At 73.0% G+C, this 21,720-nt stretch carries 14 protein-coding genes; 8 read left to right on the forward strand and 6 right to left on the reverse strand.

What is annotated here, in order from left to right:
- Nucleotides 1–16 precede the first annotated feature (16 nt).
- Nucleotides 17–3,010, reverse strand: coding sequence for a bifunctional [glutamine synthetase] adenylyltransferase/[glutamine synthetase]-adenylyl-L-tyrosine phosphorylase (locus tag ACZ7LV_RS08235; RefSeq protein ID WP_471936974.1), 2,994 nt, complete (start codon nt 3,008–3,010; stop codon nt 17–19).
- Between the two features lie 484 nt (nt 3,011–3,494).
- Here ACZ7LV_RS08235 and ACZ7LV_RS08240 point away from each other — a divergent pair, with 484 nt between their 5' ends.
- Nucleotides 3,495–3,944, forward strand: a complete 450-nt coding sequence (locus ACZ7LV_RS08240) for a VOC family protein (RefSeq protein ID WP_471936976.1) — start codon at nt 3,495–3,497, stop codon at nt 3,942–3,944.
- Nucleotides 3,945–4,026: 82 nt separating this feature from the next.
- Here the strand turns inward: ACZ7LV_RS08240 and panB are convergent, their stop codons facing one another.
- On the reverse strand, nt 4,027–4,902 hold the full coding sequence (gene panB, locus ACZ7LV_RS08245; protein ID WP_471936978.1) for a 3-methyl-2-oxobutanoate hydroxymethyltransferase: 876 nt from the start codon (nt 4,900–4,902) through the stop codon (nt 4,027–4,029).
- Nucleotides 4,903–5,127: 225 nt separating this feature from the next.
- Here panB and ACZ7LV_RS08250 point away from each other — a divergent pair, with 225 nt between their 5' ends.
- The 4 genes from ACZ7LV_RS08250 to ACZ7LV_RS08265 all read left to right on the forward strand — a co-directional run bounded on the left by ACZ7LV_RS08250 (nt 5,128) and on the right by ACZ7LV_RS08265 (nt 10,108).
- Nucleotides 5,128–6,732, forward strand: a complete 1,605-nt coding sequence (locus tag ACZ7LV_RS08250) for a DHA2 family efflux MFS transporter permease subunit (RefSeq protein ID WP_471936980.1) — start codon at nt 5,128–5,130, stop codon at nt 6,730–6,732.
- Nucleotides 6,733–6,867: 135 nt separating this feature from the next.
- The gene (locus ACZ7LV_RS08255) at nt 6,868–7,500 is read left to right on the forward strand and encodes a TetR/AcrR family transcriptional regulator (protein WP_471936982.1); all 633 of its coding nucleotides are present in this window, start codon (nt 6,868–6,870) and stop codon (nt 7,498–7,500) included.
- Nucleotides 7,501–7,683: 183 nt separating this feature from the next.
- Nucleotides 7,684–8,739 (forward strand): endonuclease/exonuclease/phosphatase family protein, encoded by a 1,056-nt coding sequence (locus ACZ7LV_RS08260; RefSeq protein WP_471936984.1) that lies wholly within the window; start codon nt 7,684–7,686, stop codon nt 8,737–8,739.
- Nucleotides 8,740–8,893: 154 nt separating this feature from the next.
- Nucleotides 8,894–10,108: an MFS transporter gene (locus ACZ7LV_RS08265; RefSeq protein WP_471936987.1), complete on the forward strand. Its 1,215-nt coding sequence runs from the start codon at nt 8,894–8,896 to the stop codon at nt 10,106–10,108.
- A 254-nt stretch (nt 10,109–10,362) separates the two neighbouring features.
- On the opposite strand, the gene ACZ7LV_RS08270 is transcribed toward ACZ7LV_RS08265, so the two are convergent.
- From ACZ7LV_RS08270 to ACZ7LV_RS08280, 3 genes are all read right to left on the reverse strand, one after another.
- Nucleotides 10,363–12,117: an NAD+ synthase gene (locus ACZ7LV_RS08270; protein WP_471936989.1), complete on the reverse strand. Its 1,755-nt coding sequence runs from the start codon at nt 12,115–12,117 to the stop codon at nt 10,363–10,365.
- A gap of 416 nt (nt 12,118–12,533) precedes the next feature.
- Nucleotides 12,534–13,160 (reverse strand): DUF305 domain-containing protein, encoded by a 627-nt coding sequence (locus ACZ7LV_RS08275; RefSeq protein WP_471936991.1) that lies wholly within the window; start codon nt 13,158–13,160, stop codon nt 12,534–12,536.
- A 22-nt stretch (nt 13,161–13,182) separates the two neighbouring features.
- Nucleotides 13,183–13,845, reverse strand: coding sequence for a DUF3105 domain-containing protein (locus ACZ7LV_RS08280; RefSeq protein WP_471936993.1), 663 nt, complete (start codon nt 13,843–13,845; stop codon nt 13,183–13,185).
- 300 nt (nt 13,846–14,145) lie between these two features.
- Here ACZ7LV_RS08280 and ACZ7LV_RS08285 point away from each other — a divergent pair, with 300 nt between their 5' ends.
- From ACZ7LV_RS08285 to ACZ7LV_RS08295, 3 genes are all read left to right on the forward strand, one after another.
- Complete coding sequence (locus ACZ7LV_RS08285) at nt 14,146–15,507, forward strand: glutamine synthetase family protein (protein WP_401676606.1); 1,362 nt, start codon at nt 14,146–14,148, stop codon at nt 15,505–15,507.
- A 179-nt stretch (nt 15,508–15,686) separates the two neighbouring features.
- Nucleotides 15,687–16,706, forward strand: coding sequence for an ATP-binding cassette domain-containing protein (locus tag ACZ7LV_RS08290; protein WP_471936995.1), 1,020 nt, complete (start codon nt 15,687–15,689; stop codon nt 16,704–16,706).
- The gene (locus tag ACZ7LV_RS08295) at nt 16,703–17,539 is read left to right on the forward strand and encodes an ABC transporter permease (RefSeq protein WP_471936997.1); all 837 of its coding nucleotides are present in this window, start codon (nt 16,703–16,705) and stop codon (nt 17,537–17,539) included. Before ACZ7LV_RS08290 ends, ACZ7LV_RS08295 begins: the two co-directional genes overlap by 4 nt.
- Nucleotides 17,540–17,559: 20 nt before the next feature.
- On the opposite strand, the gene ACZ7LV_RS08300 is transcribed toward ACZ7LV_RS08295, so the two are convergent.
- A complete protein-coding gene (locus tag ACZ7LV_RS08300) occupies nt 17,560–21,624 on the reverse strand; it encodes an AfsR/SARP family transcriptional regulator (protein WP_471937000.1) in 4,065 nt (1,354 codons plus the stop codon).
- Nucleotides 21,625–21,720: the final 96 nt, after the last annotated feature.

The following is a 21,720-nucleotide window of genomic DNA, read 5'->3' on the forward strand; positions in this document are numbered from 1 at the left end:
CCTCCTGTCCCGGCCCCTACCCCTCGTAGAACAGCGAGTCCACGACGGTCCTGGCCCGTCGGGCCGTGCGCCGGTACGCGTCGAGCATGTCGCCCACGTGGCCCGGCCCGTAGCCCAGGTAGCGCCCCACCGCCGCCAGCTCCCGCGTGTGCGACGGGAAGGTGTCCCCGGCGCGGCCGCGCACCAGCATCACCGCGTTGCGCACCCGCGTCGCGAGCACCCACGCCTCGTCCAGGGTCGCGGTGTCCTCCGCGGAGATCAGCCCGGCCTCCCGCGCCGCGCGCAACGCCTCACGGGTCCGGGTGGTGCGCAGTCCCGGCACCTCGTACCCGTGCCGCAGCTGCATCAGCTGCACGGTCCACTCCACGTCGGACAGTCCACCCGGACCGATCTTGGTGTGCAGCTTGGGGTCGGCGCCCCGGGGCAGCCGCTCGGACTCCATGCGGGCCTTCAGCCGACGGATCTCCCGTACGGCCTCGTCCCCGAGCCCCTGCTCCGGGTAGCGCAGCGGATCGATCAGCTCGACGAAGCGACGGCCCAAGTCCTCGTCGCCGGCCACCGGTTCGGCGCGGAGCAGCGCCTGCGACTCCCAGACCAGGGACCAGCGGCGGTAGTAGGCCTCGTACGACTTCAGGGTGCGCACCAGCGGTCCGGACTTGCCCTCGGGGCGCAGGTCGGCGTCGATCAGCAGCGGCGGGTCGGCGCTCGGCCGCTGGAGCAGCCGGCGCATCTCGGAGACGACCCGGTTCGCGGCGTCGGACGCCTCGCGCTCGTCGGCGCCTTCCTGGGGCTCGTGCACGAACAGCACGTCCGCGTCGGAGCCGTAGCCCAGCTCGTGCCCGCCGAACCGGCCCATTCCGATCATGGTGAAGCGGGTCGGCAGGGTGTCGCCCCAGCCGTCGCGCACCACCGCCCGCAAGGTGCCCGCCAGGGTCGCTGCCGTCAGGTCGGACACGGCCCCGCCGACCAGGTCCACCAGCGCGCCCTGGTCGGCGCCGGCGGGGTGGGCCTCGGTGCCGTAGGAGCCGACGATGTCCGTGGCGGCCGTGCGGAACAGCTCCCGGCGGCGTACGCCACGCGCCGCCGCGACCGCCTGCTCGGCGCCGTCGGCGCGGCCCACCGCCGCGAGGACCTCCTGCTCCAGATGGGCGCGCGGGCGGGGTTCGAGTCCTCCCCCGTCGCCGTCGCCCAGCAGGGCCACGGCCTCCGGGGCGCGCATCAGCAGGTCGGGGGCGAGCCGCCCGGCGGACAGCACACGGGCGAGGTTCTCGGCCGCCGCGCCCTCGTCGCGCAGCAGCCGCAGGTACCAGGGTGTCTTGCCCAACGCGTCGGACACGTTGCGGAAGTTGAGCAGCCCGGCGTCGGGGTCGGCCGAGTCCGCGAACCAGCCGAGGAGGACCGGCAGCAGGGTCCGCTGGATCGCCGCCTTGCGGCTGACGCCGGAGGCGAGCGCCTCCAGATGCCGCAGCGCCGCGGCAGGGTCGGCGTACCCGAGCGCGACGAGTCGTTCACGTGCCGCCTCGGCACTCAACCGGGTCTCGCCCGGGGCGAGTTGGGCGACCGCGTCGAGAAGCGGCCGGTAGAAGAGCTTCTCGTGCAGTCGGCGGACGACGGCCGCGTGCCGCTTCCACTCGCGGTTCAGCTCGGCGACCGGATCGGCGCGCAGGCCCAGGGAGCGGCCGAGGCGCCGCTGGTCGGCCTCGGCCTCGGGGACGAGGTGGGTGCGGCGCAGCCGGAAGAGCTGGATGCGGTGCTCCATGGAGCGCAGGAACCGGTACGCCTCCTCCAACTGGGTGGCGTCGGAGCGCCCGACGTAACCGCCCGCGGCCAGCGACCGCAAGGCCTCGAGGGTGGAACCGCTGTGCAGCGAGGCGTCCGCCCGCCCGTGCACCAACTGCAGGAGCTGCACGGCGAACTCGACGTCGCGCAGGCCGCCCGGGCCGAGCTTCAGTTCCCGGTCGACCTCGGCGACCGGGATGTTCTCCACCACCCGGCGCCGCATCTTCTGCACGTCGGCGACGAAGTTCTCCCGCTCGGCGGCGTGCCACACGAGGGGGCCGAGGGCGGCGACGTACTCCTCGCCGAGGGCGAGGTCGCCGGCGACCGGCCGGGCCTTGAGCAGGGCCTGGAACTCCCAGGTCTTGGCCCAGCGCTGGTAGTAGGCGACGTGGCTGCTGAGCGTGCGCACCAGCGGACCGTTTCTGCCCTCGGGGCGGAGGTTGGCGTCGACGGGCCAGATGGAGCCCTCGACGGTGGTCTCCGAGCAGATCCGCATCATGTGCGAGGCGAGCCGGGTGGCCGCCTGGAGCGCCTTGCCCTCGTCAGCGCCCTCGACGCCCTCCGCGACGAAGATGACGTCCACGTCCGAGACGTAGTTCAGCTCGTGGCCGCCGCACTTGCCCATCGCGATCACTGCGAGCCGGCACATCCCGGCGTCGCCGGGCGCGTCGGCGCAGGCGAGCGCGAGGGCGCGGCGCAGGGTCGCGGTGGCGAGGTCGGCGAGCTCGGCCGCGGTCTCCTCGATGTCGATCGTGCCGCACACGTCGCGGGCGGCGATGGAGAGCAGGCAGCGCCGGTAGGCGACGCGCAGCGCCACGGGGTCGGCCGCCTCGGCGAGCCCGCGCTCGAACTCCGCGACGCCCCGGTGCAGGTCCCGCGGCTCGTAGGTGACCAGCGCCTGCCAGTCACCGACGTGCCGGGCCAGGTGCTCGGCGAGGGCGGCGGAGGCGCCGAGGACCCCGAGGAGCCGGTCGCGCAACGGCTTGGAGGCGGTGAGGGTGTCGAGGAGTTCACGGCGCGCGGTGGGGTCGGGCTGCGCCTCCAGCAGCCGCACCACGCCGTCCAGCGCGAGGTCGGGGTCGGCGGTGGCGCCCAGCGCCTCCAACAGCACCGGATCGTCGCGGACGGCGCCGAGCCCGGCCTCCTCCAGCAGGCGCTCGGCGCCGGACGGGTCGGTGAAGCCGTGTCGCAGCAGCCGCGTGAAGGTACTGCTTCTGCGCCCCGGCGTCATCCTTCGCCCTCCCGTCCGGATCAGCGTGGTACGAGCCGAGCCTAACCGGCCCGCCGGTGACAGGCGCCGATGAGTTGCGCCGCCGTACGGGGTCCCTCCCCACGACGGCGGCATCCGCGGCGGGAGGCGGCCCATGACCGGCAGGCGACCCGAGACCCGGCCCGCAGCGCGCCGCAGCGACGGACCGGCCGCCGCGAGGCCGAGGCGCTGCTCGGCGAGGCGGAGCCGTGCTGGATCTCGACGGTCCGTCCGGACGGGGGTCCGCAGGTGCTGGTGGTCGGGGGCGAGGCCGTGCGGGTGACGTACGAGGGGCGTCCGCGCGAACTCGCGGTGGCCCGGGAGGCCAAGTACGGCGCGTTCCGGCACTTCTGGGTGCGCGACGGCTGCTTTTTCGTCTTCTCGGTGGCGCCGCGTAGGGATTTCGGCTTCGGTGAGGGTGAGCCGTTCAGCCAGACGCGTCGGCGATCGACCTGGAGGAGCACAGATGGACTTCACACTCGAAGTGATCCCGCTGCCGGTGAGCGACATCGACCGGGCCCGGGACTTCTACCGGGACAAGGTCGGCTTCCATGTCGACATCGACCAGGAGGTCATGCCGGGCATGCGGATCGTCCAGCTCACCCCGCCCGGATCCGGCTGCTCGATCGTCCTGGGCGAGAGCGTCTGGGACATGACGCAGGCCGAGACGAAGCCCGAACCCGGCTCCTACCAGGGCCTGCAGCTCTGTGTCGCCGACATCAAGGCGGCCCGCGCGGAACTGGTCGAGCGGGGCCTGGAGGTCTCCGAGCCCGTGCAGTACGCCCCAGACGACGGCGCCACGTTCATGTACTTCAAGGACCCCGACGGCAACGGCTGGTCGGTCCAGGAGTACCGCAGGCGCGCCACGGCCCCGCTGCACCAGGTCCTGGGCGACGCGGCGAACGGTCAGGGCTGACACGGCGCCGGCCGCGCGGCCGGGAAGACGGCAGCCCGCCGACGGGGGATGATCGGCGGGCTGCCCTCGGTGCGGCGGTGGCTCAGTGGACGGAGTGCTCCTCCAGCGGGAACGATCCGCCGACGACGTCCTCGGCGAACGCCTTCGCCGCGTTCCCCATCACCGCGCGCAGGTCGGCGTACTGCTTCACGAACTTCGGCACCCGCCCGGCGGTCAGGCCCAGCATGTCGGTCCACACCAGCACCTGGGCGTCGGTCTCCGCGCCCGCGCCGATCCCGACCGTCGGGATCTGCAGCGTGCGCGTCACCTCGGCGGCCAGCTCCGCCGGCACCAGCTCCAGCACCACCGCGAACGCCCCGGCGTCCTGCACGGCCTTGGCGTCCCGCAGCAGTTGTTGCGCCGCCTCCTCGCCGCGTCCCTGCACCCGGTAGCCCATGGCGTTGACGGACTGCGGGGTGAGGCCGATGTGGGCCATGACCGGGATGCCGGAGTCGACCAGCAGGCGGATCTGCTCGTGCGAGCGCTCACCGCCCTCCAGCTTCACGGCCTGCACGCCGGCCTCCTTCACCAGCCGGGTGGCCGAGCGCAGCGCCTGCACCGGACCCTCCTGGTAGGAACCGAACGGCAGGTCGCCGACGATCAGGGGGCGGGTGGTGCCCCGGACGACCGCGGCGGACAGCATGGTCATCTCGTCGAGGGTGACGGGCACGGTGGTCTCGTACCCGAGGTGGCAGTTGCCCGCCGAGTCACCGACGAGGATCACCGGGATGCCGGCCTCGTCGAAGACGGACGCGGTCATCGCGTCGTAGGCGGTGAGCATGGGCCACTTCTCGCCGCGCTCCTTGGCGAGGGCGATGTCACGCACCGTGATGCGGCGGGTGCCCTTCCCTCCGTACAGCGCCTTGCTGCCGTCGGAGGACTTCCGCGGTGCGCTCTGGGCAGCCGAGAGCTGCGTCATGGCAACGGCTCCTTACGTCATCTCGAGGCGCCCTGACGGCGTCCCCGGACCGGTTCCATGGTGGCACCTCGTGCCAGGGAGGGCTAGGGGGGCTTCGTCACGCGGGGTGTCACGCGCGGCCGGCACGCGGGCCGACCGGTTCGGGACGTAAGGATCGCGCCAGAGAGAGGTAAAGACTTTACGATACGGTACCGTCTCGTATCGTAATTCCCTAGGCTCGCGGACATGACTGCTCCCGCCGTTCCCGGCACTCGCGTCCCGGAAGCGGTGCACCGGCGCCGCTGGGCCATACTCGGCGTGCTCATGCTGAGCCTGCTGATCGTGGTGCTCGACAACTCGATCCTCAACGTCGCCGTCAAGACCATCTCGACCCCCGCGCCGACCGGACTGGGCGCCACCCAGAGCGAGCTGGAGTGGGCGATCAACGCCTACACCCTCGTCTTCGCGGGCCTGCTGTTCAGCGCCGGACTGCTCGGCGACCGGCTGGGCCGCAAGAAGATCCTGCTCGGCGGGCTCGTGATGTTCGGCATCGGCTCCGCGCTCGCCGCCTTCTCCGGCTCACCCGGGGAACTCATCGCCTTCCGCGCGGTGATGGGCTTCGGCGCCGCCTTCGTCATGCCGGCCACCCTCGCCGTCCTCATGAACGTCTTCGAACGGGACGAGCAGCCCAAGGCGATCGGCCTCTGGGCGGGCGGCGTCGGCCTCGCCATCGCCATCGGCCCGATCACCGGCGGCATCCTGCTCGACCACTTCTGGTGGGGCTCGGTCTTCCTGGTCAACGTGCCGATCGTGATCCTCGCCGTCGGCCTGATGCTGTGGCTCGTCCCCGACTCCCGGGACCCGAGCCCCGGCCGGATCGATCCCGTCGGCGTGACCCTGTCCGTCATCGGCCTGGTCCTGCTGGTCTACGGCATCATCAAGGGCGGCCAGCTGGCCGACTTCACGGACCCGCTCGTGCTGGCGGCCATCGTGTCGGGGCTCGCCGTGCTGACCGCGTTCGTGCTCTTCGAGAAGCGCAGCGACCACCCCTCCATCGACATCGGCTACTTCCGCAACAAGGTGTTCTCGGCCGCGATCGCCGTCATCGCGGTGGTCTTCTTCGCGCTGATGGGCGTGACGTTCTTCGCCGTCTTCTACACCCAGAGCGTGCGCGGCTACTCGCCGCTGGAGACCGGCCTGCTGATGCTGCCCCTGGCCGCCGCCCAGATGATCTTCGCCCCGCGCGCCCGGCTGGTCGTCGACCGCTTCGGCAACAGGGCGACGACCACCGGCGGCATGCTGGTCATCGCGGCGATGCTCGGCGCGTTCGCCACGCTGGACGAGAACACGCCCATCTGGATCCTGGAGGTCGTCTTCTTCCTCATGGGGGCCGGCATGGCGCACATCATGACCCCGACCAGCGTCGTCATCATGCAGGCCCTGCCCCGCGAGAAGGCCGGCTCCGCCTCCGCCCTCAGCAACACCTTCCGCCAGGTCGGCGGCGCCCTCGGCATCGCGGTCCTCGGCTCGGTCCTCTCCACGGCCTACCGCACCTCGATCGACCAGCACCTGGCCGCCCTGCCCGCGGCGGCACGCCACTCGGCGGGCGAGTCGATCGAGGCGACCCTGGCGGCCGCCTCCCACCTGGGCCCCCGGGGCGCCTCCCTGATCGCCCCGGCCCACCAGGCCTTCCTCGACGCCATGCACGTCACGGCGCTGTGCGGGGCGGGAGTGGCGCTGGTGGGCGCGGCGGTGGTGGCCGCGTTCCTGCCGGGCAGAACCCCCGGCGCGCCGAAGGACACCGCCCGGGTTCCCCAGCAGTCCCGCGCGGGGGCGGACGGGACGGCCTGATCCCGTCACCGTCCTGACCCGGTGTGCCCGCGTCGCCCCGCGCAACGCCCCGGCACCAGCGACGACGCCGGACGGCGTCCGGCGTCGCCGCGGACCCGGGACAATCAGCGCAACGCACGGAAAGGACGCCACCCAGTGAACCCCCTCGCCGCAAGCCACCCCACGCCCGAGGTCCCCGTCCGGGGCCGTCCCCGCAGCGAGGCCGTGGAACGCGCCATCATCGACGGCACGATGAGACTCCTGGAGGAGGGCGTCCCGCTGGCCGAGTTGTCCATCGAGCGCATCGCGCGGACCGCGGGCGTCGGCAAGGCGACCATCTACCGCCGCTGGCGCGGCAAGGAGGAACTCCTCGTAGACGTCGTCCGCTCCGCCGAGCCCGCCGATCCCGAACTGCCCGGCACCTCCCTGCGCGACGACCTCGTCGTGCTCCTCGAGGTGCTGCGGCGGCGCGGTCTGGCCAACCGCACCTCGGCGATCCTGCACAACGCGCACGCGCAGATGAAGACCAGCCCCCGCATCTGGAACGCGTACCACAACGCCGTCATCGCCCCCCGTCGCCGACTCGGCCTCGAAGTGCTGCGGCGCGGACAGCAGGAGGGCGAACTCCGCGCCGACATCGACCTGGAGCTCGCCCACGACATCGTCCTCGGCCCCATGCTCGTGCGCTCGTTGCTGCACCCCGACGCCGAACTCCCCGAAGGCCTCGCGGAACAGCTGGTCGACACCCTGCTCGAAGGACTACGGCCCGTCAGCTCCCCCACCGGGTGACCCGAATGTGCGCGTTTCGTCACAGAGGCCCCGCACGGCCCCTTAAAACGGAACCCGGGCCGCGGACTTGTTCGTCCTAAGTGCCCGTACGGCCGTCATGTGACGGCAGGATCGGAGCCGGACATCCCCTAGGGTCTGTGCACGGGGGACGACGGTGTGCACGGCAGGTAGCGAGGCGACGGTATGGCGCAGCAGGCGTACGTGACGGAGACGACGAGCGGCGACTCGGAACCCGATCGCCCGAGCACTCGGCTTCGGCGCGTGGCGGACCGTGTGACCGGCGGCTGGCGCGGCGACCCCGGCATCTGGCGACGCGGTCTCGTCGCGGCCGTGGTCGCGGTGCTGCTCGCCGGCGTGATGGTGGGCCACGCGTACATCCCGAACAGCGTGGGCAACCTCGGCAGTCTCACGGAGACGTTCCTGCCCTGGATCGGCCTGTTCGTGCCGGTGCTGCTCCTGCTGGCGCTGGTCCGCAGGTCGGTCGTCGCGCTGATCGCGGTACTGGTCCCGGCGACCGTCTGGCTCAACCTCTTCGGCGGGCTGCTCACCGACAAGGCCGGCGCCGGCGGCGACCTCACCGTCGCCACCCACAACGTCAACGCCGACAACGCCGATCCCTCCGGTACCGCCCGCGACGTCGCCGCGTCCGGCGCGGACGTGGTGGCGCTGGAGGAGCTGACCGCGTCGGCCGTGCCGACCTACGAGGCGGCGATGGCGTCGACGTACCGGTACCACTCGGTGCAGGGCACGGTCGGGCTGTGGAGCAAGTACCCGCTCGATGACGTCCGGCCCGTGGACATCAAGCTCGGCTGGATCCGCGCCATGCGGGCCACGGTGTCCGCGCCCGGCGGGCACCTCGCCGTCTACGTCGCCCACCTGCCCTCGGTACGGGTGAAGCTGGAGGCCGGGTTCACGGCCCGGCAGCGCGACACCAGCGTCGACGCGCTCGGCGAGGCCATCTCCCACGAGCGGGAGAGCCGGGTGGTGCTGCTCGGCGACCTCAACGGCACGATGAATGACCGCGCGCTCAACGCCGTGACCGCCCAGATGCGCTCCACGCAGGGCGCGGCGGGCAGCGGCTTCGGCTTCAGCTGGCCGGCGTCCTTCCCCATGGCGCGGATCGACCAGATCATGGTCAAGGGCGTCGAGCCGATGAGTTCGTGGACCCTGCCGCAGACCGGCAGCGACCATCTGCCCATCGCGGCACGGGTACGGATGGGGGACACGTCCGCGAGCTGAGCGGACGCGTCCGGGAGCTGAGCGGTGTGGGCGGGCTCACGTTGTGGGCGAGGTCACCGCAACCCGGTCTTAACCTGCTGGAATACTGGGCCTGAGAGTATTTGTTCCGACAGTGAACATATGAGGTACGGAACTCCGCTCTGAAAGGCCCGTCATGCCCCTGGCCCTGCTCGCCCTCGCCGTGGGCGCCTTCGGCATAGGTACGACCGAGTTCGTGATGATGGGGCTCCTGCCCGACGTCGCGGACGACCTGAACATCTCGATCCCCTCCGCCGGCCATCTGGTCTCCGCGTACGCGCTGGGCGTCGTCATCGGCGCCCCGCTGCTCGCCGCGGTCACCGCCCGGATGTCCCGGCGCACCGTTCTGATCGGCCTGATGGTCCTGTTCGTCGTGGGCAACGCCCTGTCGGCGTTCGCCCCGGACCACCAGTGGCTGCTGGCCGCCCGCTTCCTCAGCGGTCTGCCGCACGGCGCCTTCTTCGGCGTCGGCGCCGTCGTGGCGACCGGGATGGTGGCCCCCGAGCGCAAGGCCCGCTCGGTCTCGCTGATGTTCCTCGGCCTGACGGTCGCCAACGTCGCCGGGGTCCCGGTCGCCACCCTCGTGGGGCAGCACCTCGGCTGGCGGGCGACCTTCCTCGGCGTCAGCGTGATCGGGCTCGCGGCGATCGCCTCGCTGGCGGTGCTGATCCCGCACGACCACACGCACGCCTCCACCAGCGGCCTGCGCGGCGAACTGGCCGCGCTGCGGTCGGTGCCGGTGTGGCTGGCGCTGGGCACGACGATCGCCGGCTTCGGTGCGCTGTTCGCCGCCTACAGCTACATCACGCCGATGCTCACCGACTCCGCCGGGTACGCCGGGACCAGCGTGACGCTGCTGCTGGCGCTGTTCGGCGTGGGGGCGACGATCGGCAACCTGCTGGGCGGCCGGCTCGCCGACCACGCGATGCGGGGCACCCTCTTCGGCGGCCTCACCTCGCTCGTCGTGGTGCTCGCCGCCTTCCCGGCGCTGATGTCCGCCCAGTGGAGCGCGGCGCTCGCCGTGGTCCTGCTCGGTACGGCGGCCTTCGTCACCGGCTCGCCGTTGCAGCTGATGGTCATGGAGAAGGCGTCGACAGCCCCGTCCCTGGCCTCCTCCGCCAACCAGGCCGCCTTCAACCTGGCCAACGCCGGCGGTGCCTGGATCGGCGGCCTGGCCCTCGCGGCGGGCTTCGGCACCACGTCGCCGGCGACGGCGGGCGCGGCGCTGGCGGTGCTGGGACTCGCGGTGGCGGCCGTCGCCTACGCGGTCGACCGCCGCGGCCCGGCCTCCGGCCACGAACGCCTGGTGGCCTCCCACGTCCCCGAGCCGACAGAAGCCCTGCACCACTGACCGCGGGGGGACCGCGGGTGGGGCACGACTCAGACCCCCCAGGGGCGCGGGGAACTGCGCGACCAGCCACAACCCCACCCGCACCGCGCGTCCCCCAGCAGCGCCCCAGCGCTCCGGACCCGAACCACAGACCCGACGCCACCGCCACACCCCCAGGGGCGCGGGGAACTGCGCGACCAGCCACAACCCCACCCGCACCCGGCCACGCACCGCACACCCCCCGGCCCGCCCCGCCCCCTGCGCAGCGCCCCGCGCTACACCGTCTCGCGCCACCCGTTGGTGATCGGCAGCCGCCGGTCCTTGCCGAACCCCTTCGGCGAGATCTTCGTCCCCGGCGGATACTGCCGCCGCTTGTACTCGGCCGTGTCCACCATCCGCAGCGTCTTCGCCACGAGCTCCGGATCGAACCCGGCCGCCACGATCACGTCGGCCCCCTCGTCCCGGTCCACGTAGCGCTCCAGGATCGCGTCCAGGACGGGATAGTCCGGCAGGGAGTCCGTGTCGACCTGCCCCGGCCGCAGCTCCGCGCTCGGCGGCTTGCTGATGGAGTTCTCCGGGATCGGGGGCGTCTCGCCCTGCTCCTGCGCCGCCACGTTGCGCCACCGGGCGAGCCGGAAGACCGACGTCTTGTAGACGTCCTTGATCGGCCCGTACGCGCCCACCGAGTCGCCGTACAGCGTCGAGTACCCCACCGCCAGCTCCGACTTGTTGCCGGGCGCCAGCACGATGTGGCCCTCCTGGTTGGAGAGGGCCATCAGCAGCGTGCCGCGCAGCCGGGACTGGAGGTTCTCCTCCGCCAGCCCGGTCAGCCCCAGCGACCCCATGTACGCGTCGAACATCGGCTCGATCGCGACGGTGCGGAAGTTCAGCCCCGTACGCCGCGCCAGCTCCGCCGCGTCCCCCCTGGAGTGCTCGGAGGAGTACTTCGACGGCATGGACACGCCATACACGTTCTCCGGCCCCACCGCGTCGCAGGCGATCGCCGCCACCAGCGCCGAGTCGATACCGCCGGACAGTCCGATGAGCACCGACCGGAAGCCGTTCTTGCGCACATAGGCCCGCAGGCCCGTGACCAGCGCCGCGTACACCTCCGCGTCGTCGTCGAGGCGCTCGGCGTAGTCGCCCGTCCGCTCCGGCTCGTAGGCCGGCAGCGGCTCCTCGGACAGCACCAGCCGCTCGATGCGCAGCCCGTCGTCCACCACGCCGACCGGGGCCTCGGGGTCGGCGGCCGGCAGGTCGAGGTCCAGGACCAGGCACTCCTCCGCGAACTGCGGCGCCCGCGCCACGACCTCGCCGTCCCGGTCGACCACGATCGAGTCGCCGTCGAACACCAGCTCGTCCTGCCCGCCGATCATGGCGAGGTAGGCGGTGGTGCAGCCGGCCTCCTGAGCACGCTTGCGGACCAGTTCCAGCCGGGTGTCGTCCTTGTCGCGCTCGTAGGGTGAGGCGTTGACCGACAGCAGCAGCCCGGCCCGCGCCGAACGCGCCGCCGGCACCCGGCCGCCGTCCTGCCAGAGGTCCTCGCAGATGGCCAGCGCCACGTCGACTCCGTGCACCCGCACGACCGGCATGGTGTCGCCGGGCACGAAGTAGCGGAACTCGTCGAAGACGCCGTAGTTCGGCAGGTGGTGCTTGGCGAAGGTGAGCGCCACCTCGCCGCCGTACAGCACCGCCGCGGCGTTCTGCGGGGCACCGGCCGGCTGGCCGTATCTCGGCTGCGCGCGCTCGCTGCGGTCGAGGTAGCCGACGACCACCGGCAGGTTCCCGAGGCCCTCCTCGGCCAACCGGGCCGCGAGCGAGCGCAGGGCCGCGCGGGAGGCCTCGACGAAGGACGAGCGCAGGGCGAGGTCCTCGACGGGATAGCCGGTCAGCACCATCTCCGGGAACGCCACGAGATGCGCTCCGCGCTCGGCGCACTGCCGGGTCCGGGCGAGGATCGTCTCCGCGTTCCCGGCGATGTCGCCGACGCGCGAGTCGATCTGGTTCAGGGCGAGACGTAGTTGAGGCACGTGGCCAGTGTAATCGTCAGAGCGACGCGATGGGGGTGGCGGGGTGTGGGCCGCCCCACGCGACGCCGCGGGACCTCGGCCCCGACGGGATTCAGCGCCCCGTCAGCCCCGTCGGTCCCGTCGGTCCCGGCAGCCCCGGCAGCCCCGGCAGCCCCGGCGAGCCTGTCGGCCCCGGCAGCCCCGACGACCCCCTTAAGCCCCGTCGGCCCGACCAGCCCCGTCAGCCCCACAGCCCCGTCGGTCCCGGCAGGGCCGACGGCCCGGCCAGCCCCGTCGGCCCCCGGCGAGCCTTGTCGGCCACGGAATGCCCCTAACGGCCCTGGACGCCCCGGACGCCCCGGCGGCCCCGTCGGCCCCAACAGCCCCGTCGGCCCCGGCGAGCCCTGTCGGGCCCCGGACGCCCCGGACGCCCCGGACTACCGTCGGGGCGCCGCGTCCCGTTCCCTCAGCATGTCCTTCATCAGCCCGATCTCCGACTGCTGCCCCTCGACCATCCCCTGGGCGAGCCGCTTCTCCACGTCCACCGAGCACTTGTCCACGCAGCCCTCGGCCATGTGGATACCGCCCTTGTGATGGTCCGTCATGAGCTGGAGGTAGAAGACCTCGGCCTGTCTGCCGTCCAGCCTGCCGAGCCGCTCCATCTCGGTGCGGGTCGCCATCCCCGGCATCAGGGCGCCGTCCTCGCCGGAGGCCATCCCGCCCATGCCCATCCAGTCCATCGGCTCCGGCGACACCTTCGGCAGCTCCCACAGGTCCAGCCAGCCCAGCAGCATGCCGCGCTGGTTGGCCTGCGTCTGCGCGATGTCGTACGCGAGCCGCCGCACCTCCTCGTCCTCGGTGCGGTCCCGCACGATGTACGACATCTCCACGGCCTGCTGGTGGTGCACCGCCATGTCACGCGCGAAGCCGGCGTCCGCGGAGTCGGCCGCGGGCGTGCCCGCCCCGGAGCCGCCGTCCTGGGCGACCGCGTACGTGATCCCGCCGACCGCGACGAGCACCGCCGCCGCGGCCCCCGCGATCCATCCGGCCTGCGCGTGCCTCACGTCCGCCGCCTCACTGCCGCCGTCACTTCGCGCGCCCGCCCGTGCAGGCGGCGCCCGGCTCGGGGGTCTGCTTGCCCTGGACGTAGGTCTGGAGGAACTTGTCGACGTCGGCGTCGTCCGCGCCGGTCACCGTGCGCTGGTGGCCCCACGCCGACAGCATGATCGGGGCCTGCTGCCCTTCGAGGGGGCTCATCAGCGTGTACGGCGTCTGCTTCACCTTCGCCGCCAGCGCGTCCACGTCGGCCTTGTCGGCCTTGCTCGTGTACGTCACCCAGACCGCGCCGTGCTCCAGCGAGTGCACGGCGTTCTCGTTGGGGATCTCGTCGGTGTAGACGTCGCCGTTGCAGTTCATCCACACCTGGTTGTGGTCGCCGCCGACCGGGGGCTTCATCGGGTAGGTCACGCTCTTGGTGACGTGGTTCTGGGCCAGCTTGCCCTGCCACGTCCGCACACCGTCCGCGCCGGCGACGAACTTGCCGGGGTTCTTGGAGTCCCCGGCGGTGTCGGAGTCGTCCGACTGCGACTGGAGCAGCACCACACCGCCGACGACCAGACCGGCGACGACGATCACGCTGGCCGCGACGGTGAGGATCCGGCTGCGACGCTCGCGGGCACGCTCCGCGCGCCGCATCTCCTCTATGCGCGCCTTGCGCGAGGCACTGCTCTTGTTCTTGGCGGAACCCATGGGGCTGGCCCTTCTGGGAAGCGGAGGACGGACGGTGCGCTGATCGTAGTGCGCGCGGACGGCGATCTCGTAGGGAGGGCACAGAAATGGCCGGGCATTACGGATGCCGGGCCGAGCAGGCAAGATGGGCTCATGCGCCGTACACCTGCCGTACCGCGGGCGTTCGGGGCGGGGTCGGCCGGGCGATCAAGGTGCGCAACGCGCACGAAACGCTGTTGTGGTGGGATGCTCAGGTGCCCGACCGTTCCGCGCACGGACGGGACACGGACCGCCTGACCAGCAAGGATGGGGAATCGGAAGATGGACAAGCAGCAGGAGTTCGTGCTCCGGACCTTGGAGGAGCGCGACATCCGGTTCGTACGCCTGTGGTTCACGGACGTGCTGGGCTTCCTGAAGTCCGTGGCCGTGGCCCCGGCCGAACTGGAGCAGGCCTTCGACGAGGGGATCGGCTTCGACGGCTCCGCGATCGAGGGCTTCGCCCGGGTCTACGAGTCCGACATGATCGCCAAGCCCGATCCGTCCACCTTCCAGGTCCTGCCGTGGCGCGCGGAGACGCCGGGCACGGCCCGGATGTTCTGCGACATCCTGATGCCGGACGGCTCGCCCTCCTTCGCCGATCCCCGCTACGTCCTCAAGCGGGCCCTCGCGCGCGCCTCGGACCTGGGCTTCACCTTCTACACCCACCCCGAGATCGAGTTCTTCCTGCTGAAGAACAAGCCGGTCGACGGCACGGTGCCCACCCCCGCCGACAACTCCGGCTACTTCGACCACACCCCGACCAACGTCGGGATGGACTTCCGCCGCCAGGCGATCACCATGCTGGAGTCGATGGGCATCTCGGTCGAGTTCTCCCACCACGAGGGGGGTCCCGGCCAGCAGGAGATCGACCTGCGGTACGCCGACGCGCTGTCCACCGCGGACAACGTGATGACCTTCCGCCTGGTCATGAAGCAGGTGGCGCTGGAGCAGAACCTCCAGGCGACGTTCATGCCGAAGCCGTTCTCCGAGCACCCCGGCTCGGGGATGCACACCCACCTGTCGCTGTTCGAGGGTGACCGGAACGCGTTCTACGAGTCCGGCGCCGAGTTCCAGCTGTCCAAGGTGGGCCGCTCCTTCATCGCCGGGCTGCTGCGGCACGCGGGCGAGATCTCGGCGGTCACCAACCAGTGGGTGAACTCGTACAAGCGCATCTGGGGCGGCTCGGAGCGGACCGCCGGCGCGGGCGGCGAGGCGCCGTCGTACATCTGCTGGGGCCACAACAACCGCTCGGCGCTGGTGCGCGTCCCGATGTACAAGCCGGGCAAGACGGGCTCGGCGCGCGTCGAGGTCCGGTCGCTGGACTCCGGGGCGAATCCTTACCTCTCCTACGCCGTGCTGCTGGCCGCCGGCCTCAAGGGCATCGAGGAGGGCTACGAGCTGCCGCCGGGCGCCGAGGACGACGTCTGGGCGCTGTCGGACGCGGAGCGGCGCGCGATGGGCATCGAGCCGCTGCCCCAGAACCTGGGCGAGGCCTTGTCCCTGATGGAGCGCAGTGACCTGGTCGCCGAGACCCTGGGCGAGCACGTGTTCGACTTCTTCCTCCGCAACAAGCGCGCCGAATGGCACGAGTACCGCTCCGAGGTCACCGCCTTCGAGCTGCGCAAGAGCCTGCCGGTGCTGTAGGCGTACGCACAGAACGGGGGCCGACGGTCGCGGACCGCCGGCCCCTCTCCCTGTCCCACGTCCGCCGGGCCGCCTCCGGTGCGGCTCGAAGACCTCGCCGGGCGGGTGTCGGCTGTTCGTCGGCCCGCTGTCGGCCGGCTGTCGGTCGTTTGTCGGTGGCGGCTGCGAAGGTCTGCGGTATGACACGAATCGACAAGAAACCCAGCAGCGCGGCCGTGACCGTGCGGGGGCTGGTCAAGCACTACGGCGAGACCAGGGCGCTGGACGGTGTCGACCTGGAGGTGCGTGAGGGCACCGTGATGGGGGTGCTGGGGCCGAACGGGGCCGGCAAGACCACCCTGGTGCGGATCCTGTCCACGCTGCTGGCGCCCGACGCCGGCCAGGCGACGGTCGCCGGCTACGACGTGGTGCGCCAGCCCCGGCAGCTGCGCCGGGTGATCGGCCTGACCGGGCAGTACGCCTCGGTCGACGAGAAGCTCCCCGGGTGGGAGAACCTGTACATGATCGGGCGCCTGCTGGACCTGCCCCGCAAGGAAGCCCGCTCCCGCGCCGACGAGCTGCTGGAGCGGTTCTCGCTGACGGACGCGGCCAAGCGTCCGGCGTCGACGTACTCCGGGGGCATGCGCAGGCGGCTCGACCTGGCCGCGTCGATGATCGGCCGGCCGACCGTGCTCTTCCTCGACGAGCCCACCACCGGCCTCGACCCGCGCACCCGCAACGAGGTGTGGGACGAGGTGAAGGCCATGGTCGGCGACGGGGTCACCGTCCTGCTGACCACGCAGTACATGGAGGAGGCCGAGCAGCTGGCGTCCGAGCTGACCGTCGTGGACCGCGGGAAGGTCATCGCGAACGGCCGGATCGAGGAGCTGAAGGCCAAGGTCGGCGGGCGGACGCTGCGGGTGCGGCCGGCCGATCCGGCGCAGTTGCGGCCGCTGGCCCACACGCTGGACGAGCTGGGCATCACCGGGCTGGCCACGACGACCGTGGACACCGAGGGCGGCACCGTGCTGGTGCCGATCCTCAGTGACGAGCAGCTGACCGCCGTGGTCGGCGCCGTCACGGCGCGCGGCATCACGCTCGCCGGCATCAGCACCGAACTGCCCAGCCTCGACGAGGTGTTCCTGTCCCTCACCGGCCACCGCGCCAGTGCCCCGCAGGACACCGTGCCCACCGACGACCGCGAGGAGGTCGCCGTATGAGCGCCGCCACCGCCGCCCCCGACACCACCGCCGTACCCGTCCTCAAGGACGACGCCCGGATCACGCTGCGCGGGCATGTGCGGCACACCGGGGCCCTGATCCGCCGCAACCTGCTGTGGATCCGGCAGGACCCCGAGTCGATGTTCGACGCGCTGCTGATGCCGGTCGTGTTCACCCTGCTGTTCGTCTACGTCTTCGGCGGCTCGATCGGGCAGGCCCTGGGCGGCGGGCAGGACGGGTACGTGCAGTACGTGATCCCCGGCATGATCGCGATGATGAGCATGACGCTCTCCCAGGGCGTCGGCACCGGCTTCAGCCAGGACTTCAACTCCGGCGTCATGGACCGCTTCCGGTCCCTGCCGATCGGGCGCGGCTCGGTGCTGTTCGCGAAGATCTCGGTCGAGCTGGTCCGGATGCTGTTCGCGACGACCGTCCTGATGATCGTCGCCGTCCTGGTCGGGTTCGACATCACCGACTGGCTCGGACTGTTCGCGGCCGTAGGCCTGTCCACGGCGTTCGCGTCGTCGATCATGTGGGTGTTCCTGACCCTGGGCGTGATCCTGAAGAACGCTCAGTCCGTGCAGGCGATGGGCTTCCTGGTGCTCTTCCCGCTCCAGTTCGGCTCGTCGATCTTCGCGCCGACGGCGTCGATGCCGGGCTGGCTCCAGGCGTTCACCGACTACAACCCGCTGTCCACGCTCGCGGACGCGGCCCGCGGTCTGATGGTGGGCGGCCCGGTCGCGCACGACCTGTGGGTGACCCTGGGCTGGTCGGCGGCGATCACGGCGGTGATGGCGCCGGTCGCGATCCACAAGTTCAAGACGAAGAACTGAACCGGTCGCACCCCGACCGTTCACACCAGGGCGGTGGCCTCCTGCGGGGAGAGGCCGCCGCCCTCGGCGTACGCGGCCGTGAACCGCGCGGCGGGCAGGGCACCGCGTACGGCGTCCATGGCGCGCTCACGTGACCCGCGCTCCAGGGAGGAGCACAGATGGCCGGGAGGCATCAGCGCGTCGGCGGCGCCCAGGCAGCGGGCGGCGTCCTCGGCGTGCCGTCCGCCGTCGCAGCCGACCAGCGCCAGCGCGGCCACGAACAGGTACGAGGAGACCAGCTGCGGGGCCATCGCCTTCGACAGCGGGTCGTCGGCCTGGGCGAGGGCGCGCCGGATCTTCTCCCGGGCCGCCTCGTAGTGGCCGTCGGCGGCGTCCACCCAGGCCTCCTGGCCGAGGATGAAGGCGTCGAAGACGACGAAGTGCGCGATGACGAACTCCTCGCGCAGCAGCCGCAGATGCTCGCGGGCCTCGGCGGTCCGGCCGGTGATGCTGAGCCACCCGGAGAGGATGAGCCGGCCGAACGGCATCGCCTCGCTGTGCGCCCCCTCGCCCGCGGCGAGCACCTCGCGCACCAGCCGCTCGCCGCGCTCGGTCTCGCCCGCCTCCAGCAGCGCGCTGCCCAGGCGGGCGGTGAGGATCGCGTGCTGGGCGCGGGCGCCGAGCCGCTGGGCATGCTCCATGGCGGCCTCGTAGTCGGCGGCGGCCTCCAGGTGGCGCCCCTTGCGTTCGAGGCTCTCGGCCCGCGCGGACAGCGCCTCGGCGCTGCCCCAGGAGTCGCCGAGCCGCGCGTAGATCGCCAGCGACTCGTCGGCGTCCCGGCCGGCTTCGGTCGCCCGGTCGGGACGGTTGGCGAGGACGTTGGCGCGCAGTTGCAGGCTGGCGGCCAGTTCCCAGTCGAAGCCGGGGGTGGCACGGCAGGTGTCGACGGCGGCGTCGATGAGCGCGGACAGCCGGGCCATGTCGCCGGTCAGCATCACGGCGTAGAAGGACAGCATGCCGGGGCTGCGGCAGGTCTGCGGCAGCCCCGGTGCGTAGACCTCGGCGATGGTGCGCAGCTTGCGCTGGGCCTCGGGGGTCTGCCAGGCGTCCAGTTCGGTGTCCATGCAGGCGAGATGCCCGAGGTGCACGCCGCGCCGGGCCTCCGCCAGCACCTCGCCGGTCATCGGGGGCGGTGCGGCGGTGCAGGGCTCCCGTACCGGGGCGGCCACGGCGGCCGGTTCGGCGAAGGGGTCGGGGCCGAGGTCCATGACCGCGCGGCACCAGGTGCGGGCCTCGATGCGCAGATCGCGCATCTGCCAGTACCAGACCAGCGACAGCACCAGGCACAGCGCCTCCTGCTCGTCGCGTTCGGCGACGGCGTGCCGCAGCGCCGTGCGCAGGTTCTCGTACTCGCGCTCCAGCCGCTCGACGGCGGCGAGCTGTCCGGAGCGGCGCAGCAACGGGTCGGTGGTGCGGGCGAGTTCGCGGTAGTACGTCAGATGGGCGCGCTCGGTGGCGCGGCGCCGGCCGGCCTCGTCCAGGCGTTCGCCCGCGTATTCGGCGACGGTCTCCAGGAGCCGGTAGCGCATCTCGCCCTCGGCGGACGGGGTGGCGACGACCAGCGACTTGTCGACGAGGGAGCCGAGCGCGTCCAGGGCGGCGGGCCCGCACACGGCCTCGGCGGCGGCGAGGTCGCAGCCGCCGGCGAAGACGGACAGGCGGCGCAGCACCTCGCGTTCGTCCTCGTCGAGAAGGTCCCAGGACCAGTCGACCACGGCCCGCAGGGTCTGCTGGCGGGGCAGCACGGTGCGGCTGCCGGAGGTGAGCAGGCGGAAGCGGTCGTCGAGCCGGTCGGCGATCTGCCGCGGGGTGAGCATCCGCAGCCGGGCGGCGGCGAGCTCGATGCCGAGGGGCAGGCCGTCGAGGCGGCGGCAGATCTCGGCGCAGGCCTCGGGGTCGTCGTCGACGCGGAAGCCGGGGCGGGCGGCGGCGCCGCGGTCGGCGAGCAGCCGCAGGGCGTACGGCTCGGGCAGCGGCTCCACGGGCCGCAGCACCTCTCCCGGCACCCCGAGGGGTTCCCGGCTGGTGGCGAGGACGGTGAGGTGCGGGCAGCGCGCCAGCAGTTCCTCCGCCAGCCGGGCGGCGGCGTCCACGACGTGCTCGCAGTTGTCGAGGACGAGCAGCATGCGGCGCCGGGCGCAGTGCTCGACGAGGCGGGCGACGGGGTCGTCGTGCCGGTCGGCGACGGCGGCGCGGAACTCCTCGGCGCCGGCGCCGTGCAGCACGGTCTCGCGCGCGCCGATCGCGGTGAGCACGGCCTCGGGGACGGCGGCGGGGTCGTCGACCGGCGCGAGCTCGGCCAGCCAGACGCCGTCGGGGGCCGTCTCCCGGACGTTCTCGGCGGCCTCCTGCGACAGCCGGGTCTTTCCCGCCCCGCCCGGGCCCAGCAGCGTCACGAGCCGGGCGGAGGCGAGGTCGCCGCGGATGAGGTCGATGTCGTCGCCCCGCCCGACGAACGAGGTGAGCCGGACCCGCAGATTGCCCGGCTGCGGGGTACGCCCGTCCCCGGGAGCCACACCCGCTACGGCGCCCGGCGCACGGGGGTGCCCCGGGGCGACGGCGCCCGGCGCAGGGGTCGGCGGGGCAGCGCCGGACACGGGGGCCGACGGGGCCGGACCGGGCACGGCCGTCGGGGCGGAGGCGGGTGTCCCACCGGGCGTGGGGGCCGAGGGGGCGGGAGCCGGCCTGTGGGGCGACGGGGCAGCGCCCGTCGCGGGGGCCGCTGGGGAGGCCGACCGGGCGTGGCCGGGCGCAGGGTCGTTCGGGCCGCCGGCGGGGACTCCGTCCGAGGCGGCCGCACCAGGCACAGCGGCTGGCTGACCGGCATCGGAGGGCACGGCGCCCGGCCAGGCCGTGCCGGGCGCCGTGGCCGCGCGGTCGACTTCGGCGACGGGGGCCGGACGGCCACCGCCGGACACGGAGGCCGAGTGGTCGCCGCCGGACACAGGGGCCGAGTGGTTGCCGCCGGACACGCCGGTCGGCTCGTCACCGCCGGACACGTGGGCCGGACGGCCACCCTCGGACACGGGGGCGGCAGAGTGGTTGCCGCCGGACACAGGGGCCGAGTGGTTGCCGCCGGACACGCCGGTCGGCTCGTCACCGCCGGACACGTGGGCCGGACGGCCACCCTCGGACACGGGGGCCGAGTGGTTGCCGCCGGACACACCGGCCGACTCGTCACCGCCGGACATGGGGGCCGGATGGCCACCCCCGGACACGGGGGCCCAGCCGGCGGCGGCGGTGCTCGGCGTCGGGGTCGGGGCGTGGGTGCGGGACGCGTCCGGTGTCGAGGGCGTGGGGGAGGCCGCGGCGGGGGGCGCCGGGTTGAGCAGGTCCGCGTGGAGGGTGCGCAGCTCCGGTCCCGGGTCAGCGCCCAGCCGGTCGGCGAGCAGGCGTCGTACCTCCTCGTACGCGGCCAGTGCCTCGGCGGTGCGGCCCGCGTCGCGCAGGGCGCGCAGGCGCAGGGCCTGGAGGGGTTCGTCGAGGGGGTGGTTCCCGCACAGGGCGGTCAGCTCGGGCAGCACCTGCTCGGCATGGCCGAGGGCGAGGGCGGCGGCGAGCCGGGCGCGCCGGGCGTCGAGCCGGCGGGCGGACCAGCGGGCCGCCTCGACCGTGCGGTCGGGCAGGTCGGCGAGGGCGGGGCCGTGCCACAGGGCCAGGGCGTCGTCGAGGAGGACGGCGGCCTTGGCGGGGTCCCCGTCGGCCAGCGCCCGCGCGCCCTCGTCGGCGAGCCGCTCGAACCGGTGCAGGTCGACGTCGTCGGGCGCGGCGGCGAGCCGGTACCCGCCGTCGACCGAGGCGACGGCCTGCGCGCCCAGCGCCCGCCGGAGGCGTCCGACGAGCGCCTGGAGGGCCCCGGCCGCGTCGGCGGGCGGATCGCCGTCCCACACCTCGTCCACGAGCAGCCCCGCGGGCACGGCACGTCCGGCCCGCAGCGCCAGCACGGTGAGCAGCGCACGCAGGCGCGCCCCGCCGATCGAGAGGACCGAACCGTCGGGGCGAACCGCCTGTGTGGTGCCGAGGATGCGATAGCGCACGGAACCCATTGTCACTGCTCCGGCCAAGGCACCGCCTCCAGGTTTACGCGGGCATGAACCGCGCGTGCCCGATCCGCGAGCCCCGGCGCAACCTCCCACCGCCCG

The sequence above is a fragment of the Streptomyces sp. NPDC107562 genome (genome assembly GCF_055657325.1).

Bases quoted from the DNA above. Each gene is read 5' to 3' on its own strand.
- ACZ7LV_RS08250 (WP_471936980.1), top strand. From the start codon at position 5,128: ATGACTGCTCCCGCCGTTCCCGGCACTCGCGTCCCGGAAGCGGTGCAC.
- ACZ7LV_RS08280 (WP_471936993.1), bottom strand. From the start codon at position 13,845: ATGGGTTCCGCCAAGAACAAGAGCAGTGCCTCGCGCAAGGCGCGCATA.
- ACZ7LV_RS08300 (WP_471937000.1), bottom strand. From the start codon at position 21,624: ATGGGTTCCGTGCGCTATCGCATCCTCGGCACCACACAGGCGGTTCGC.
- ACZ7LV_RS08285 (WP_401676606.1), top strand. From the start codon at position 14,146: ATGGACAAGCAGCAGGAGTTCGTGCTCCGGACCTTGGAGGAGCGCGAC.
- ACZ7LV_RS08295 (WP_471936997.1), top strand. From the start codon at position 16,703: ATGAGCGCCGCCACCGCCGCCCCCGACACCACCGCCGTACCCGTCCTC.
- ACZ7LV_RS08260 (WP_471936984.1), top strand. From the start codon at position 7,684: ATGGCGCAGCAGGCGTACGTGACGGAGACGACGAGCGGCGACTCGGAA.
- ACZ7LV_RS08240 (WP_471936976.1), top strand. From the start codon at position 3,495: ATGGACTTCACACTCGAAGTGATCCCGCTGCCGGTGAGCGACATCGAC.
- ACZ7LV_RS08235 (WP_471936974.1), bottom strand. From the start codon at position 3,010: ATGACGCCGGGGCGCAGAAGCAGTACCTTCACGCGGCTGCTGCGACAC.
- ACZ7LV_RS08265 (WP_471936987.1), top strand. From the start codon at position 8,894: ATGCCCCTGGCCCTGCTCGCCCTCGCCGTGGGCGCCTTCGGCATAGGT.
- ACZ7LV_RS08290 (WP_471936995.1), top strand. From the start codon at position 15,687: ATGACACGAATCGACAAGAAACCCAGCAGCGCGGCCGTGACCGTGCGG.
- panB (WP_471936978.1), bottom strand. From the start codon at position 4,902: ATGACGCAGCTCTCGGCTGCCCAGAGCGCACCGCGGAAGTCCTCCGAC.